Below are 18,352 nucleotides of genomic sequence, written 5' to 3'. Positions count from 1 at the left end.
GGGTGATCCTAGCGCTCTCAGCGCGTATGATCTACCGTCGTTATGCTGAACGGTGGACATAATCGCGTGAAACACTCTCCTGATACCCTTAATCCAAACGCTATCCGGGTTCGTGGCGCCCGCACCCACAACCTTCAGCAGGTGAATGTGACGATTCCACGCGACCAGCTTACCGTCATTACGGGGCTTTCTGGCTCGGGGAAATCGTCCCTCGCGTTCGACACGATTTATGCGGAAGGCCAGCGCCGTTATGTCGAGAGCCTGTCAGCCTATGCGCGTCAGTTTCTCGAACTCATGGGCAAGCCGGATGTCGATTCGATTGAAGGTCTGTCCCCAGCAATTTCCATCGAACAGAAAACAACGTCCAAAAATCCGCGTTCAACGGTCGGGACGATTACTGAAATTCACGACTATATGCGTTTGCTTTGGGCACGCGCCGGAACACCCTACTCCCCCGCGACCGGTCTGCCGATTGAAGCCCAAAGTGTGAGCCAAATGGTCGATCGTGTCATGGCCATGCCTTCTGGCACACGGCTGATGCTGCTGGCCCCTGTTATTCGCGACCGTAAAGGGGATTGCGCAAAAGAACTGGCAGAGCTGACACGACGTGGCTTTGCCCGTGTGCGCATCGACGGCACATTGTACGACATTACCGACACACCGAAGATTAACCGCAAAACCCGCCACAATGTCGATGTAGTCGTGGATCGTATCGTGCTGAAAGAAGGCATCGAAACACGTCTTGCCGATAGTTTTGAAACAGCGCTCACCCTCTCCGACGGCCTCGCCTCTGTTGAAGAAGTGCTGCGCTCTGGGGAAGAACGCAAACCTCTCAAAGCGGCCTTTTCATCCCGCTATTCCTGCCCTGTGTCGGGCTTTATTTTAGAGACGATTGAACCGCGCCTCTTCTCCTTCAACGCCCCTATGGGCGCGTGCCCGACCTGTGACGGGCTTGGGACAGAGACGCATTTTGACCCCAACCTCATCATCCCCGATGAGAGCCGCACGCTCCGTGATGGTGCGATTGCCCCGTGGCGTGACGAGCAAGACCCTCTTTTTGAACAAACCCTCGCCGCCCTTGCTCGCCATTGTGGGGAAGACCTCGATACGCCGTGGGAAAAACTCAAAAGCAGCACCCATGACTTTCTCCTCAATGGCAGTGCCGAGCCGGTCAAAATCCCCTATTTAGACGAAAACAACCGCACCCATACGGTCAACCGTCCCTTTGAAGGGGTCATCAGCCATCTTCAACGCCGCCTTGCCCAAAGCCATAGCGTTTATGTCCGCGAAGCCTTGGGCCGTTATCAGTCGGCTATGCCATGCCCCGCGTGCCACGGGGCTCGTTTGCGCCCTGAAGCGCTCTGCGTCAAAGTCAATGATGCCACCATTGCTCAGGCGTCTGATCTTACGATTACAGAAGCTCTTGCATGGTTTAGCGGCGTAGAAGAAAAGCTCACGCCACAAAAGGCAGAAATCGCCCGCCGTATTTTGCGTGAAATTGTCGAGCGCCTGCATTTTCTCGACCGCGTCGGCCTCGACTATCTCACCCTCTCACGCAGCTCCGGCACGCTCTCGGGTGGGGAGAGCCAGCGCATTCGCCTCGCTTCCCAAATTGGGTCGGGCCTGACCGGCGTGCTCTACGTGCTTGATGAGCCCTCTATTGGGTTGCATCAGCGCGATAATGCCCGTCTACTCGCGATGCTAGAGCGGCTGCGTAATCTCGGGAACACGGTGCTAGTGGTCGAGCATGATGAAGACGCTATCCGCCAAGCGGACTATCTGGTGGATATGGGCCCAGGTGCCGGCACACAAGGCGGCCATGTCATGGCGTATGGCACCCCTGAAGACGTCGCGCGAAATCCTAACAGTATTACCGGCGCATGGCTCGCCGGTAAGCGTGGCATTCCCGTCCCGGCTCAGCGACGCAGCAGCAAACGATGGGTCGGCGTGAAAGGCGCACGCGGCCATAATCTGAAGAATGTCTCCGTCAAAGTGCCGCTGGGCACGTTTACCGCTGTGACGGGAGTGTCAGGGAGTGGGAAATCAACCCTCATTACCGACACATTCTATAAAGCACTCTCGCGTCAGGTGATGAAAACGGGCGCCGTGCCACTGCCTTATAGCCGCCTTGAAGGGGTCGATCAGCTCGATAAAATTATCGAAATCGACCAGTCCCCCATTGGACGCACCCCTCGCTCTAACCCTGCGACCTATACCGATCTCTTCGCCCCGATCCGAGATTGGTTTTCTGAACTGCCTGAAGCCAAAGCACGTGGTTATAAGCCGGGACGCTTCAGCTTCAATGTGAAGGGCGGACGGTGCGAGGCTTGCCAAGGGGATGGCGTGCTGAAAATTGAGATGCACTTCCTCCCCGATGTTTTCGTCACCTGCGACACCTGCAAAGGCGCACGCTATAACCGTGAGACATTGGACATTACCTTCCGGGGGAAATCCATCGCCGATGTACTAGCCATGACGGTGGATGAAGCCCTTCCTTTCTTCCAAGCGGTGCCGCGTATTGCTGAACGCCTGTCTATTCTCCAACGTGTTGGGCTGGGCTATGTCGCCCTCGGCCAGCAAGCCACAACTCTTTCCGGCGGGGAAGCCCAGCGTGTGAAGCTCGCTAAAGAGCTCGCCCGGCGTGCAACAGGCCGCACGCTCTATATTCTGGATGAACCCACCACGGGGCTTCATACCGAAGACGTTAAGAAGCTCCTCGAAGTGCTGCATGCCCTCGTTGATCAAGGCAACACCGTGTTGGTGATTGAGCATAATCTCGACCTCATCAAAACAGCTGATTGGGTGATTGATGTCGGCCCTGAAGGAGGAGCTGGCGGTGGGCAGATTATCGCCACAGGCACCCCTGAAGAGATCGCGGCCTGTAAGAACAGCTACACAGGCCAGTTCCTCGCCGATATGCTTGCCCGTCCTTCGCTTGCAAGCGAAGCAGAACGCCCCAAGGGCTCTAAAGACAAACCTAAAAAGACTAAGAAAAAAACCACCGCGAAAAAGAGCGGAAAGAAAGACAAACATTCATGAGTGCAGCCACCCTTTCTTGGGCCTTTCTCTTTGTCGCCATCGTGCTGGAAGTAGGCGCAACAAGCCTGCTGAACCTCAGCGATGGCTTCCGCAGGATACTGCCCACCATCGGCTCTCTCGCGTTGTATGCTGGGGCATTTTACTGCCTGTCTTGTGCACTACGCCATATCCCCCTTGGCATCGCTTATGCCGTTTGGTGTGGCTTTGGCAGTGTGTGCATTGTGGCAATCGGCGTGGTCGTCTTTCGACAGTCCTTTCCCCCCCCCGCCTATGGAGGGATCGCCCTGATTGTGCTTGGCACCATTCTGGCAAGCCTGTTTGGTGGGGTTAAAGGCTGATCCGCACTTATGGCACTGATAGAACGCCCCTTCTTGCCCCCTCACTCCAAACGACGATGGGGGCTGGTCATCGTCCTGCTCCTTGCTCTCGTGGGGCAACTCGGGCTTCAATCCTTCGCGTATAGCGGCGAAAGCCCACGCGCAACGCTCTACCGCCTGACCTCCATTGATATTGCCCCTCCATCGGCCTCCATAGAGGCACCGCACTGCGCGCCAGCACACCATCATCACCATCCAGCCTCCCACCATCAGCATGATGGGGACTGCCCATTATGCCCGCTCTTGGGGCATATCCTCTTTGCGCTCAATGCGCTGGCATTCTTCTTAGGGACGAGTGCCCTCATGCGGGCTTTATGGCGCTGCACCCCGCCATCGCAAGCGCCGCCACGCCTCACACGCGACCGCCCCCCAAGCCGCGCGCCGCCACTGCCTGCCTGAATCTGTTCTCGTAACGCCCACGCCTCTCTTGGCGATGAGGGCGTTTTGTCGTGACCTCTTTCAGGATAACATCTCGTGTCCTCTACTGCTCCCTTTACGCGCTGCTCTGCGTATAGGCCGCGAACCCCTATGTTCCCGGCCTCTCTGCTCGTTTGTACGGTACTCACCTGCGCGCCTTTTTACGCTGCCTCCGCTCAAACCACGCCTGTGCCTTCTCCGCCATCCGCCTCTCCTGCCCCAACGGAAAAAATGACGGTTGTGGGCAGTCGGCACTCTTTCCAACAAAGTGCTGACACACTCTCGCTCTTCAAAGACACGCCCGGATTTAGCTCTTACGCGACGGGGGGCACAGCCTCTCTCCCCGTGCTCAACGGCATGGCCGATGACCGTGTTGCAACCTTCGTTGACGGCATGCGGCTGGGCTCTGACTGCCCGAACCATATGAACCCCGCCTTTTCGCAAATTGACCCAGATGCCGTTGCGACCAGTAGCGCCATTGCAGGCATTACTTCAGTCAGTATGGGTGGTGATAGCACAGGCGGAACCATTTCCGTTGAACGCAAGGCCCCGCAATTTGCTCAAAAGGGGAATATCCTCGTCACAGGAAATGGACGGCAGGACTGGCGCAGTAATGGTGGGGGCTCAGGGGCTTCGGGCTCTCTCACCGTCGCTAATGACAGTTTCAGCCTGCGTTATGAAGCCTCCTATAACCATGCCAGCGATTATAGCGCAGGCGGCCGTGGCGGGCGCGTCCTCTCCACCCGTTATCTCAGCTATAATCACGCCGTAACGGCCGGCTTTAAGCACCGCAACCATCAATTTAGCCTCACCTTTGGCCAGCAAGATGTGCCTTATGAGGGGTTTCCCAATAGCTATATGGATGAGACCAATAACCGTTCAACCTTCGTAAATGGCAAATATACCGGCCATTTCCATTGGGGAGAGCTTGAAACGCGTGGGTTCTGGAAACGCACCACCCACGCGATGAATATGCTCGCCGATAAAGGCGGGCACAGCGCCACCACCGGTATGCCCATGAATAGTGACGGGCGTATGGCTGGGTATGCCATCACCGCCACCATCCCCCTTACCAACCGGCATCGTCTCAAAGTGGGCAGTGAGTTCGAGCATAACGGGCTCAATGATTGGTGGCCCCCCGTTATGGACAGCATGATGATGGGCCCCGGTACCTTCCATAATCTCAATGGGGGCTCTCGCAATCATCTGGGGCATTTCTTCCAGTGGAATGCACAATGGACACCCCGTTTTTCCACCGAACTCGGGGCCCGCAGTGATGTCATTATGATGAATACAGGCCCGGTTAGCCCCTATAGTTGGGGAGGAATGAGCGGCATGATGGGCATGTCGGGTATGATGGGGGGTATGGGTATGATGAGCATGGGCGACGCCAAAAATGCCCATGCCTTCAATGCCGCCCATCGTGGCCGCACAGACAGCAACCTCGACATCACCGCCCTCGCACGTTGGAACCCAACCGACCAGATCAGCCTAGAAGGTGGCTACGGACGTAAAACACGCTCCCCCAACCTTTATGAACGCTATGGCTGGAGCCAAGGCGGGATGACCGCCAAAATGATTGGCTGGTTTGGCGATGGGAACGGCTATGTCGGTTCACTCAATCTCCGCCCTGAAATTGCGAACACCGCCAGCTTTACCGTGCATGTCCATGACACCCAGCGCGCAGTATGGGACGTGATGATCCAGCCTTTTTACACCTATACGCAGCATTATATTAATGTGGTGCGTCTTAAAGGACTCTCACACGGGTTTAACCTACTTCAATTCGCGAACCATAACGCTCAGAGCTACGGCATTAATGCCGCTGCTCATACGCTTCTATGGGACAGCCATCGTTGGGGAATGGGCCATCTCAGCACAACGCTCAACTGGGTGCGTGGGCAAGATAATGTCACCCATTCCGGCCTGTATCAGCAGATGCCCCTCAACGGGACCATCAGCCTGCATGAAACGCGTGGCCCTTGGTCGGGACGTGTCGAGCTCACCCTTGTGAAAGCCAAACACACGGTAGACTGGGTCCGTAATGAGCCCAAAACACCGGGTTACGCCCTGCTGGGGCTCGGCATGGGTTATCATTGGCGTTTTGTCCGCCTTGATCTGAGCTTGGAGAACCTGCTGAACCAGCGCTATTTCCTGCCCCTCAGTGGGCGGGAATTGTCATCGCTGCCATCAAATGGCGCGCTGCCCTCCCCGGTGCTGGGAATGGGGCGCTCGGTCAATCTGACCTTGCGTGAAAATTTCTAAACGCCATACGGAACAAGAGACGTGATGTCAGTGGGGCGTAGTCATCAATACCCGCTGGGCATCACTCACCCCACCTCCAAGACACCTTGTGCGGCCGAGATACACAGCCTTATAAACGAGCCCCACATACAAACGGCCATGCAGCATTCACACTGCATGGCCGTTTCTTCTCGTGCCTCAAGCGGCAGCTTTAGACTTGGGTTTCTGCCTTTTCCCCAAGATGGGCCTTGCCACGTTTTTCAGCTAGCTTAGCTTGGCGTTGCCGCTCCCGATAGCGCTGACGCTGGGCGTCCGTGCGCTTCCCATAACAATGAGGGCAGCTCACCCCCTCTTCATACTGAGGAGAGGCTTTATCCTCGTCATCAATGGGGCAACGGCAGGCGTGGCAGAGGTCATAATGGCCCAATTTCAGCCCATGCCCCACCGAAACGCGTTGGTCAAAGACGAAGCACTCTCCGTCCCATAGGCTTTCTTCTTCTGGGATTTCCTCAAGATATTTCAAAATACCACCCTGAAGATGGTACACCTCATCAATCCCTTCCTCACGCGCAAAAGCGGTCGATTTCTCGCAGCGAATCCCTCCTGTGCAGAACATCGCTACCTTAGGCGTGCGTCCTTGCGCTTCAATCTCACGCCGCCAATTCCGAAACCATTGGGGAAATTCACGGAATGTTTTCAAGTCTGGATCCACCGCGCCGCGGAACGTACCGATGGCGACTTCGTAATCATTACGCGTATCCATCACGACCGTATCCGGGTCAGAGATTAACGCATTCCAATCTTGAGGTTTTACATAGCGCCCGACACAGGACAACGGGTCGATATTGGGTTGGCCCATCGTGACAATTTCACGCTTGAGCTTCACCTTCATGCGCAGGAACGGCATGTCTTTCGCACGGGATTTTTTGAAAACAAACCCCTCACAGCCAGGCAACTGGTTAATATAGGCAAGAACACGGTCAATCCCCTCATCGGACCCCGCAATCGTGCCGTTAATCCCTTCTGCAGCCAAAAGAAGGCTCCCTTTAATGCCTGCCTCCCGACAGCACTGTAACAATGGCTCGCGCAGCGCTTCATGGTCGCTAAATCGTGTGAAATGATACAAGGCCGCAACGCAAATGGGCAGATCAGTTTCAGACATCATGGTATCTCCCAAGTTATGGCCTCTCTCACATGTCCAAAGGCCACCTTTTTACTGTGTTCTTCTTTATCACAGTCTCTCCTTCATGGGGAGAATGCGGCTATGGATAGAGCAAAACTCTCCATGAAAGAACCATCACGCTTTTTTAGACCGAGCACGTTTCTTATTCTTACGCTTTTTTCCCAATTTCGGCACAGCATAATCCTGGCAAACACGGTCAATCGTCGCGTTTACGTAGTCCGCACTAATAATACGGGTACACTCAAAGAAACGTGGCGTGCCCTTATGGCGCGGGCAAAACATGTAATCATTATGTTTGAAGGGCGTGCGCACATCATGCCAACAACTATTACATCCGTGCGTTGAGAAGACACGATACGGCGTGTGAAATTCATTGCTTGGATGAGTAAAGCCACTAATCAACACGACTGGCGTTCCCACAGACCACGCCAACCAAGAAAGACCTGACGACAAACCAACAAAGAAATCCGCATGTTTAAGCCAACGTGCGCGTTCCTTTAGGGGACGATTGCCTGTTTCGTCCTCGACCCCATTAGGAATCACGTTCCAATGGATCGAACTGGCAACAGCGGGGTCACGGTCAATGCAAATAACCCGATAGCCTTTTGCTTTAAGATGCTGGACGGTGTCCATCCATCCTGTCGGATTGTTCCACATTTTACAGCCACAGGAGGCTTGCACAGCGACCACCACATAAGGCTCTTCTATCGGGCGTGTGTCCTCATCCTCAATATCAACACGTGGCGGCTCTTCTGTTGGATCAACACCTAAAATATAACCAGCCGTTCGATGAAGCCCAACATAGCGGAAATCAGCCGGTTGCCAACTATTTTCCTCATCATCAAAGAAAAGACCCAAATAATAGGTCGCGTAGAGGGTCTCCCGAATAGCGTCAAATTCATCCGCTAAGACAAACCGAATATCTGGATAGACAGGCTCTAACAGCTTCTTTAACGGTTCTGATAACATCACTGTCAGGCGACATTGATGCTTCTTCGCAAAACGCACCGCGTAAGGGAACCAGCCTAGAGAATCCCCTAACGTTCCCCCCGGCATAACGACAGCCACATCTTTCCCCGCTGCGTCATAATCATGGGCCCAAACGATTTCGCCGTCTTTTTCCAGCTCAATCCGTGCATTAATAAAATGCCGTTTGCGCGATAAGACCTGAAGAGCATCACCCTCCGTTTGATAAAGAACGGTATAGGTATCAAGGTCTCGAAAACGGATTGTCCATTTCCCTGGCGGCAAAATCGCCCGAATGCCGATATTAAAATCAAACCGGAGCCCATGTGCCCCCTCTTGGGTCGGCACCAAAACCGGATCGGGAAAGGGCATTCCCTTCATGATCCCAGCCCCAGCCTTTTTATCGTCAGAAGACGTGTGCGACGATGCCGAGGACGATGGTTGAGCAGAAGGAGAGCGCCCATCCAGATAAACCGATGATGACGGACGAGAAGACGAAGAAGACGCTGATGATGACGGTTCAAAGCCCGACACTAACGAACGCTTCTCTGGCGCTGAAGATGGCCCTTTAAGGGTCACAATATCATTAAGAATGCGGCTTTTATCATTTTTATCAGTCATCACGCTGCACTCCAAACCCTGGGATCGTCTCAATAACAGACATTACATGCTGTGCAGAAATAGCTTGGGTACATTCAAAAATACGGTCTGTTCCCTTATGGTACGGACAAAAGAGTGGATCCTCTGGATGGAGACGCTTCGTCACATCATTTCCACAACTATTGCAGACATGACGGTTAATAATCCGGTACGGCGTGTAAAACTCATTATAAGGCTGTGTATAACCGCTAATCATCACCACAGGTGTTTCTACCGCCCATGCGAGCCATGACAATCCGGATGATAAGCCAACAAAGAAATCAGCATGTTTGAGCCAACGTGCCCGCTCACTCAAAGGCCGATCGCCGGTTTCATCCTCCACACCATGAGGGATCATGCGCAGCGCTTCTTCCGTTCCACCAACCCGAGACCGGTCAATGCAGATCACACGATAGCCGTGCTCTTTCAAAAAACGCACCACCTGATACCAGCCCACAGGATTGTTCCAATATTTACTCAATCCTGACGCTTGCGAACCAATACACACATAGCGCTCTTTTATAGGGCGTCCACCTGGATCAATCATAACACGCGGTCGGCGCTCCGCATAAGGGAGCCCCAACGTATCAGCCCCCATATGGATCAAGCCAGATTGACGATAATCAATGGGTTGGAAATTATGCTCTTTATCGTCAAAAAACACTAAAACGCGATAATGCGCATAATAACGCTTCATCGCCTCATCATCGACATCTGCAACAAAGTGAATATCGGGATATGTCTTCTCAAAAAGCGGAATAAGCGCTTCTTGCACACGGCACGTAAGGCGGCATTGATGCTGCTGAGCAAAAGCAACGGCATGCCCCATCCATGCAAGATGATCCCCTAATCCGCCCAAATGCATCGTGATGAGCACATCACGCTCTTTAAGGTCACAATTATGGGTGAAAACGAGCTTATCGTCTTTCCATACTTTGATCTCGAATGGAATATAATAGCGCTTCGAGCTTTGAACCATGCCTGTTGACGTAAACTCATGCTGATACACCACCGTATCAGCCGCTCTATCACGCAAGCGGATACGCCAATGACCGCCTTCTGGCACCCATACACGGCAACCATCCACAAAGTCATAGCGGATGCCTTCCGGCCCTTCTTGTGTCAGAATTACTACGTCACTCATCAGCCCCGCCTACGCGCTTTCACATTCATGGTTCTTACCTATCTCCAAGCCAATACTCGTCCTACAGCCGCATTTCAGGCCGATTGATGACTTCAACCGTTTTAAGCCTCTCTTCTCCAAACTGCCGGTCATCTAGCACAGGAAGGCCTCCTTCCTCCAACGCTATGCGCGTTGCTGAGAGACGTATCTTACCACTTGGTGTGCGGCAAATCCCCCCCGGTCGTACCAAGACAATCCGCATAGACTTTACAACCGGGCATACCCGCGCAAGGGCTCGTCCCATTGTCCATGCCAAGGCCTCTCGCTGAGCACAAGACACAGAGGCGGCAATCTCTCCGAGAACACATAAATCATCATTCTGGCGGAAAACAGCAAGACTCCGCCCTTTAAAAACTGGGCAAGCGACACGAACCACATGCGCTAAATCATCGGGATCAAACACCCGCCCTTCAAACATGATCTGATTCTCCATCCGTCCCGTGACATAAAGCTCACCCTGATGGAAGAACCCCATGTCACGACTACGGAAAAAACGTTTCCCATCATGGATAAAACCAAAACGCTCTCGGTTTTCATCATCACGGTTAAGGTAACCAGGGGTAATAGAAGGCCCGCTTAGCCACAGCTCACCGACAAATCCCTCAGGGAGGACATTTTCACTTTCAGGATCAACCACAAGAATAGCGTGGTCTTCAATCACCTTGCCACAGCTCGCCAACACGCGAACATCATCCTCATGCTGTGGTACCTCAACATGTTTGCAAGCAAGCGCGGAACGTGAAAAACGACCGAAAGAAACGACCTCATGCCCTTGTCGCCCCCCGCTGGCAATCATCAAGGTTGTTTCCGCCATCCCATAGCCAGGGCGCAGCACCGTCTTTGCGAGGTTTGACGGCTCAAACCGTTTAAAAAACGTCGCAACGGAATCTTCTTCGATCATCTCCGCACCGATGACAGAACGTCGCCAACAGGATAAATCAAGCCGTCGCGCCTGTTCATCAGACACATGATGAGCACAGAGCTCATAAGCAAAGTTGGGCCCTGCTGAGAAACCAACACGGTAACGATCAATCGCCTCCACCCAGCGCTGCGGCTTCTCAATGAAATGCTGAGGCAACATCAGCCAACAGGGCCCACCGACCACAACACCAATCAACAGGCCAATCATCAAGCCCATATCATGAGATAGGGGCAACCAGCTCAACCCTAAGCCACCATCGTAAAATCCCGTACGCTCTAACAAACGCGATAGGTTAGCGCCTAAATTGCGATGGGTAATACACACCCCGCGTGGCCGCCCAACAGAGCCAGACGTATATTGCACAAGGGCGACATCATCCATCCCAGTTGCATGATGACGATGCAGCGGTGTTGCCTTTTGCGCCCCTTCAATAGGGATCCATTTCACGCCTTTCCCCCGTCCTTCTGCGTGACGACGAAAATCCATCAAGGTTTGCCGCAATCCAATCACCGCAACGGCTTGGGAATCATCCAAAATATCGAACAGCCGGTCTCGACTACCAACAGAGGACGGATACACACCAGAAACCGGCACCATATTGGCGTAGGCGCAACCAAAGAAGCCCGCGATCGCCTCCATGCCATTATCAAAGCACAGCAACACCCGTGACCGTTCAGGCACAAAGCGCGTCAACAATCCCGCAACCAAACAAGCCCAATCATGAGCTTCTTTGAACGTCATCTCCGCCGTAACGTTCTCGCCATCGCCCAAAACAGCGAACTGCTTTTGGTCAGGCCGCTCAAGAGCCCGGAAACTCAACAGCTCATCAAGCGTTGAGACGTGCCAGTCCAAAAGCAGCCGACCATCCTCACAATAGCTGTACTGATAATCATCCAGAACCGCCATCAGGGTGTCTCTTCCTCCGTTTTAGGAAGGGCGGTTTGCCCGTTCTTCACCTGTGATGCCTGACGTAACAAAGAGCGCGACATCTCAATAATCGTTTCATTCCGCGCCAATAATACCAGCGACACGTCCACACCAAACTCAGAACGAATGGCCATTTGCAACTCAACACCCGCCAGCGAATCAATCCCGAGCTCAGAAAGGCGTGCATTGTCGCTGATACTTTCGGGATCAATCTGTAAGACAGAACCAAGCTTCTCTTTAAGCTTCACAAGCACGTAGCCCAGACGTTCCGCTTCGGGCATGGCAAACAACGCTTGCAGTGTATCCGATAACCCGTCTTTACGGATCTCCTGCCGCACCGTCGCAAAACGTGCCAAATGATCTAACCAATTGAGCGAATTAAACGCTTTGAAGAGGTCAATATCCACAACAGAAACATAGGGGCGGCCCGTCTTAAGCACATCTGGAAGCATCTCGAGCGATTGCTTGGCACTCATTGGCGTCACACCCACCGTATCAAAGAAACGTACGGCTGAATTATTCCGCTGGAGCATACCGACATCACCAATCGCTCCCCATCCAACCGCAAGCGCAACCTCTCCACGCTGACGACGGCGCTCAGCAAGAGCGTTAAGATAAGAGTTCGCGGCGATATAAGCGCTTTGCCCCAAATTACCAATTTCCGTCGTAAAGGATGAATAAAGCACAAAATAATCCAACGCCATGCCGCGGCAGGCCTTATCCAGCACGGAACTCCCTTGTACCTTCGGCTTCAAAACACCGGCCACATTCTCAACCGTCAGATTAGGAAGCATCACGTCATCAACGACACCAGCCGTATGGAACACGCCACGCAACGGTTTTTCCGCCGTCCGCAAAGACGCGATGAGGTCGTTTATCTTCTTTGGCTCTGTAACGTCTGTCTTGTGAGGCACCACGGCACAGCCGACCGATTTTGCGGCGTCACTCAGGGCTTTGAGGGCCTCTTTCGCCTCAGACGTACTCGGGAGGTTGCGACCAATCAAATGCACCGCACCTGCGCCTTGACGCACAAGTTCCTCAGCAGTTTTTAAACCCAAACCTCCGAAGCCACCTGTCACAAGATAAGAAGCATCTGAACGCACCCGGGGAAGCGGCTTCTTAGGAGGACGCGCTTTCACGTTACTCATATCTTCAAAAGAAAGGATCACTTTCCCGATATGTTTGGAGGAGGCGAGAAAACGGAATGCCTCAGCCGCTTCTGCAGCCGGATAAACCGTCGTATCAATGAAATGCAACTTATGCTGACGGGCTAAAGCCAGAACCTCCCCTAACATCTCGTTCAATCGTGGATCAGGCATCAAACGATCCATATCAAACGAGAAGAAAGACAAGTTCTCGTTGAAGGGGGTAAGATCCAACCGACGATGTTCAACAATATCGCGCTTACCGATCTCGACAAACCGCCCCAACCGCGTCAACAACGAAAGACTATGGGTCATCGCTTCACCCGGGAGCGAGTTCAGTACGACATCAACCCCACGTCCGCCGGTCACCTCACGCACACCATCAACAAATTCTAATGTGCGCGAATCCCATACACCAGCGCAGCCCTGCTCACGCAAATAGGCGCGTTTTTCTGGGCTCCCTGCCGTCGCGTAAACCGTTGCTCCAAGATAATGCGCAATCTGAATCGCAGCCTGACCAACCCCACCTGCTCCCGCATGAATGAGGACTGTTTCACCCTTAGCCAAACGCGCCAAACGGACCAAACAATAATACGCCGTGACGAAAACAAGAGGCACACCAGCCAGCGAATGTGGTGAATAATCCAACGCCTCATCTCTAAGAACCATCATACTCACATCCGCATCCACCACACGATGCGATGCAAAGCTGTCAGGATACACGACGAGCACGCGATCACCGACCTGGTAACCCTCGACATCATCGCCAACGGCCACAACTTCAGAAACAGCCTCCATCCCCAAATGATGACCGTTATATGTGCCTTCCACGACGCTTTCTGGCAGTAAAGACATCGCTTTAAGCACGTCTTTAAAGTTCAAACTCGCTGAAATGGTACGGAGCGTGATTTGACCCTTCCCAGGCTTAGGCACTTCATAAGCCTGCCACGTCAGCCCTTCCAACACACCAGAACGTCCAGAGGTCAGACGAATACCCAGCCTATCTGTGCCGCCCCCTTCAAGGCTTTCCAGGGACACAGGGTCGGGCTCTGGGTTCAGAGCCGGTGTCATCAGACGCTGCACAGCCCGTTGTTCAGGCCGCAACGCAACCGTATCCTCCGACGTATCTTCTAACACGACTTCAGCGGCGAGCTCTTCCATCATCGTTTCTGGGACGTCAGCGGGAACGTCCACGCAACGAACGCCAAGGTCTGTCCGTTCACTTTGAACCGCACGGAAAAACCCAGCTAACGCGCGCTGTGCTGGTTCAACAGGCTGCTCCTGCCCGTCAAGGTAATAAGCCCCACGCGTGACCACCACGAATGGAAGACGCCCTTCTTGAACCTGTACAGGGATCATATTCACCAGCTGACGCGCTGTATCGATAAGCGGAAGAACATCATCCTCCGACATCTCAGCCGGCAGCATCCACACAACAGACCGCACCTCAGACAAGGCCTTACTATTGCCTAACAAAGGCTGAAGGTCATCAAGCTGCATCTCTGGATAGGCTGACACCTCAACACCATTCTCTTGGAGATACGTCTCCAAACGCGACGCTAGTCTGTTCCCATCGCCCAAAAGAGCGACGCTCATCGGTTCACTCATCAGCATTTGCTGGTCTGTCGCCACCCAACTCGGTGAGTAGAGGTAACGCCCCACACGGCTCGCTTCATCATGCCCTGCCCGTGCCAAACGACGGCATGTTAACCCCAAGAGCTCCGCAACGGGCGCACCCTCAGGGGTATAAAGGCGCAAGTCAGCCTCTACTTTTTCCTCAGTTCGTAAGGTTGGCGTCACTTTGACGACCAGTTTTGATGTTTTTACGCCCCAATAACTCAGCCGATGCAGCTGTGTGGGCACAAACACACCCATGTCCCCATCAAGTGGGAAGGCACCAATCATCGTGTGCATCGCTCCATCTAACAGAGCTGGATGCAGCCAATAATCATCTACAGCTTGGGCCTCTTTCTCGTTGAGCGCAACTTCCCCAACAGCAAACCCTTCCCCACGATGAAGCCGGGTTAATGTACGGAAAGATGGGCCATATTCTAGCCCATGCTGTACGAACTCATCATACACCGCCTTCCCCTCAAAAGCGGTAGTCTCTTTGTAAAGCGATGGGATATGAACAGCTGCTTGCCCCCAAGGCGCGGCCTGTAGAACGGTAACGCGCCCATGCTGCTGCCAATCACCATTCCACGCGACCGTTTCACTAGAGAATGTAAGCTCACGCGACGCTGGGTCAAACGACCACATCACGACAGGGGCTTGGCCTTCTTGCAGCACAAGAGGGGCATCAAGGCTCAGGTCTTCCAGCACGGCAGGCTCTTTGGACTCAAGCTGGTGATGAGCCGCTAGGGCAGCCTCAATATAACCCGCAGCAGGAAAGAGCGTCACACCATCAATGCGATGGTCAGGCAACCACGGCATAAGAACCGTCGTCATGTCCGCCCGCCAGGAGGGATGATCCGTCAGTAAAGAAGGCGTGCCCAATACGGGATGTACATACAAATCCAACCGGTCTCGTCGGGCCGCTTCTGTCTCAAGCCAGAGATTCTCTTCAACACACCAGGAATAAAGAGGCAGATCAACACGCCCGGGGCGCATAATATAGCGCCAGTCTGGCTCCGCCCCAGCCAAAGACAATCGCACCAGCGCTTGCGTTAAGGTATCAGCAACCTCTTTATTACGCCGCAAGGTCGGGATAATCGCGACATTATGGCGGCTCTCCGCCGCCACCTGTTTAATGAATGCTCCCAAAACAGGCTGAGAACCTAACTCAAGGAAAACAGTCTGTTCGTCTTCCAGCATGTGCTGAACCACATCAGCAAACCGCACGGGCTGACGCGCATTGTGATACCAGTAGGTCGCATCATGGCGTGCTCCCTCCTCCCAACGCTTTCCTGTAACGGTGGAATAGAGCGGGGTGGTTGGCGCTTGGTCGTCCAGATCAGCCAAAGCACGGAGCATGTCCTGCTCAATCTCGGCCATTTGCGGGCTATGATACGGCACGTCCACCTTGAGGAAACGAACAAACACGCCTTCCTCTTCCCACGCAGAAGCCAGCTTCTCGAGCGCTGCACGCTCACCAGCGAGTGTGCAGGATTTTGGTGCATTCACCGCGGCAATCGACACCGTCTCTGCATAAGGGGTAAGAGCTGTTTGAAGATCGTCTTCACTCAACCCCACAGCCAACATCGTCCCACGGTCTTCTAAGCGCGCCTGCAGCTGACTGCGATAATAAACAACCTCAATCGCATCCTTCAGGCTGAGTGCACCGCTCACATAAGCCGCTGCGACTTCCCCCACACTATGCCCAACAACAGAGCCAGGGCGAACACCATGCTGCACGAAAAGTTGAGCAAGGCAAATCTGAACTAAGAAGATCGCCGGTTGAGCAATCCGTGTATCATGAATACGGGACTGTTTTTCAGGCTTGCGCAACTCTCCAAGGATAGACCAGCCCGCTTTTTGCGCAAACAACGCATCGCAGTCTTGCGCCAGTGCTTTCACCGCCGCTGGAGCTTTGTTCAGGATAAAGCGCCCCATCCCCCACCATTGCGTACCCATTCCGGAGAACACAAAAGCTGGGCTGACTGGCTGATCCGTCACAGCGTCTTCTGCAACTAAAGCGGGATGTTTCTTGCCTGCTTCTAAAGCGCGAAGCGCCTGTAAGGCCTCTTGACGCGCATCTTCCCCCACACGCGGCAACACAAGCCCACGATGGAGGAAACGCCCGCGATACCGCACAGCCGAGAAGCACAAGGCCTCCCAGTCAATCTGCGGTTTATCTTCCAACAGATCAGCATAACGTCCCGCCATCGCTTGAAGCGACTTTTGGGAAAAGGCAGAAATAAGCAGTGGAATCCGCTTCATAAAGCCAGCAGGCCGCACGCCCTTCAGTCTGTTTTTGGGCCCCACCTTACGCGCTGCAGACGTACGCTCTGCCTCTGTTGGCGCGCGCAGCAAGGCCACAGCATTCGTCCCGCCATACCCAAAAGAATTCACCACAGCATAGAGCGGCCCTTCTTCTGGCAACGAAACAGACTGATGCTGCGGGATAGACAGCCGATACTCATCAAAAGGGATAGCCGGGTTCAGTTCCGTCAAATTTGCTTGAGCTGGCACACGGCGATGCTGCAAACATAAAGCCGCTTTAAGAACACCCAACGCCCCCGCAACCGCTTCTGTATGGCCCAAATTTGCCTTCACGGCCCCGACAACAAGGGAGCGGTCTGCGGGCTGATACTGCGCCACAGCGCGGGAAATCGCCTTGGTCTCAATCGGATCTCCTACAGGGGTGCCCGTCCCGTGTGCTTCCACATACGCCACCTCTTGAGGAGATACATCAGCGCGGGACAGCACGTCACGAATCAGCTTCTCTTGTGCATCAGCATCCGGCATGGTCATCACCGGAGTGCGGCCATCCTGGTTCACCCCTGAACCGCAGATGACACCACGCACATCATCGCCATCACGCAGCGCATCATCAAGGCGTTTGAGCGCCAGCATCACACAGCCTTCACCACGGCCATAGCCATCGGCAGAGGCATCAAACGTCTTGGAACGCCCGTCCTTGGCTAAAAAGTGCCCTTTGGTCATGAGCATGGCCGTTTGCGGGGACGACATAAAATTCACCCCTCCCGCAAGGGCGAGGTCGCATTCATGAAGACGTAAGCTATTACAGGCCTGATGCAGCGCGACTAAAGAGGACGAACAGGCCGTATCCATGGCCAAAGTCGGCCCTTCAAAGCCATAAACATGCGCAATACGTGCAGCCAGCATCGTCATCGGAGCGGAGACAGCGGCAAACTGATCGCGGATTTGCGTCCGCATAAACGGACTGCCACAATGAACCAAATGGTCTTGCGTAAAGCCGCCAATAAACACCCCAGTCCGGCTACCATTAAGGTCTGACGGAACTAAAGACGCATCTTCCAGCATGTGCCATGTCACCCCCAACAGCAAACGCTGTTGAAAGTCCATCACCGTGCCTTCACGCGGGGAAATGCCAAAGAAAAGCGGTTCAAAATGATAGGATGCTTGATCGAGGAAATTCCCCCACCGCATAGACGTTTTGCCCGGCGTTTGCTCAACAGGGTCATAAAAATGCGCCAAGCTCCAGCGATCTTTAGGAATTTCAACCGCTGCATCCCGTTGCTCTTCAAGAAAAGTCCACAAAGCATCAGGCGTGCTTAACCCAGCGGGAAGCTCGCATCCCATGCCGATAATGGCAATATCACCGTAACGCTTCTGACCCATGACCGACCTTTCTTGACGTCAATACCGTGTTTTATAACGTATCTA

9 protein-coding genes are annotated in these 18,352 nt (G+C 53.8%); 4 read left to right on the top strand and 5 right to left on the bottom strand.

The genetic code is table 11. The annotated features are described in order from the left end of the window. The first annotated feature begins 42 nt into the window (after positions 1–42). The 4 genes from uvrA (at position 43) to GS535_RS08065 (ending at position 6,098) form a co-directional block, all read left to right on the top strand. Positions 43–3,039, top strand: coding sequence for an excinuclease ABC subunit UvrA (gene uvrA, locus GS535_RS08080; protein ID WP_160791880.1), 2,997 nt, complete (start codon positions 43–45; stop codon positions 3,037–3,039). Then, positions 3,036–3,377 carry a multidrug efflux SMR transporter gene (locus GS535_RS08075; RefSeq protein ID WP_160799191.1) on the top strand — a complete coding sequence of 114 codons (342 nt, stop codon included), beginning with the start codon at positions 3,036–3,038 and terminating at the stop codon, positions 3,375–3,377. Before uvrA ends, GS535_RS08075 begins: the two co-directional genes overlap by 4 nt. 9 nt (positions 3,378–3,386) lie before the next feature. Continuing rightward, on the top strand, positions 3,387–3,815 hold the full coding sequence (locus GS535_RS08070; protein ID WP_160791879.1) for a DUF2946 family protein: 429 nt from the start codon (positions 3,387–3,389) through the stop codon (positions 3,813–3,815). A 249-nt stretch (positions 3,816–4,064) separates the two neighbouring features. Further along, complete coding sequence (locus GS535_RS08065; RefSeq protein WP_202401597.1) at positions 4,065–6,098, top strand: TonB-dependent siderophore receptor; 2,034 nt, start codon at positions 4,065–4,067, stop codon at positions 6,096–6,098. A 190-nt stretch (positions 6,099–6,288) separates the two neighbouring features. On the opposite strand, the gene GS535_RS08060 is transcribed toward GS535_RS08065, so the two are convergent. The 5 genes from GS535_RS08060 to GS535_RS08040 all read right to left on the bottom strand — a co-directional run bounded on the left by GS535_RS08060 (position 6,289) and on the right by GS535_RS08040 (position 18,307). Continuing rightward, on the bottom strand, positions 6,289–7,239 hold the full coding sequence (locus tag GS535_RS08060; RefSeq protein ID WP_202401596.1) for a rhodanese-related sulfurtransferase: 951 nt from the start codon (positions 7,237–7,239) through the stop codon (positions 6,289–6,291). Positions 7,240–7,374: 135 nt separating this feature from the next. Continuing rightward, positions 7,375–8,847, bottom strand: a complete 1,473-nt coding sequence (locus GS535_RS08055) for an autotransporter strand-loop-strand O-heptosyltransferase (protein ID WP_160791877.1) — start codon at positions 8,845–8,847, stop codon at positions 7,375–7,377. Beyond that, the gene (locus GS535_RS08050) at positions 8,840–10,009 is read right to left on the bottom strand and encodes an autotransporter strand-loop-strand O-heptosyltransferase (protein WP_160791876.1); all 1,170 of its coding nucleotides are present in this window, start codon (positions 10,007–10,009) and stop codon (positions 8,840–8,842) included. Before GS535_RS08050 ends, GS535_RS08055 begins: the two co-directional genes overlap by 8 nt. A 61-nt stretch (positions 10,010–10,070) precedes the next feature. Beyond that, positions 10,071–11,876: an AMP-binding protein gene (locus tag GS535_RS08045; protein ID WP_160791875.1), complete on the bottom strand. Its 1,806-nt coding sequence runs from the start codon at positions 11,874–11,876 to the stop codon at positions 10,071–10,073. Next, positions 11,876–18,307 (bottom strand): type I polyketide synthase, encoded by a 6,432-nt coding sequence (locus GS535_RS08040; protein WP_160791874.1) that lies wholly within the window; start codon positions 18,305–18,307, stop codon positions 11,876–11,878. The genes GS535_RS08045 and GS535_RS08040 overlap by 1 nt, the downstream gene beginning before the upstream one ends. Positions 18,308–18,352: the final 45 nt, after the last annotated feature.

Source organism: Saccharibacter sp. EH611, assembly GCF_009834765.1.
Lineage (GTDB): Bacteria > Pseudomonadota > Alphaproteobacteria > Acetobacterales > Acetobacteraceae > Saccharibacter.
This window is presented reverse-complemented; position numbering and strand designations above follow the sequence as displayed.

What these genes read in the sequence shown, in the direction of transcription:
- uvrA (WP_160791880.1), top strand. Translation starts at nt 43, where the DNA reads ATGCTGAACGGTGGACATAATCGCGTGAAACACTCTCCTGATACCCTT.
- GS535_RS08075 (WP_160799191.1), top strand. Translation starts at nt 3,036, where the DNA reads ATGAGTGCAGCCACCCTTTCTTGGGCCTTTCTCTTTGTCGCCATCGTG.
- GS535_RS08070 (WP_160791879.1), top strand. Translation starts at nt 3,387, where the DNA reads ATGGCACTGATAGAACGCCCCTTCTTGCCCCCTCACTCCAAACGACGA.
- GS535_RS08065 (WP_202401597.1), top strand. Translation starts at nt 4,065, where the DNA reads ATGACGGTTGTGGGCAGTCGGCACTCTTTCCAACAAAGTGCTGACACA.
- GS535_RS08060 (WP_202401596.1), bottom strand. Translation starts at nt 7,239, where the DNA reads ATGTCTGAAACTGATCTGCCCATTTGCGTTGCGGCCTTGTATCATTTC.
- GS535_RS08055 (WP_160791877.1), bottom strand. Translation starts at nt 8,847, where the DNA reads ATGACTGATAAAAATGATAAAAGCCGCATTCTTAATGATATTGTGACC.
- GS535_RS08050 (WP_160791876.1), bottom strand. Translation starts at nt 10,009, where the DNA reads ATGAGTGACGTAGTAATTCTGACACAAGAAGGGCCGGAAGGCATCCGC.
- GS535_RS08045 (WP_160791875.1), bottom strand. Translation starts at nt 11,876, where the DNA reads ATGGCGGTTCTGGATGATTATCAGTACAGCTATTGTGAGGATGGTCGG.
- GS535_RS08040 (WP_160791874.1), bottom strand. Translation starts at nt 18,307, where the DNA reads ATGGGTCAGAAGCGTTACGGTGATATTGCCATTATCGGCATGGGATGC.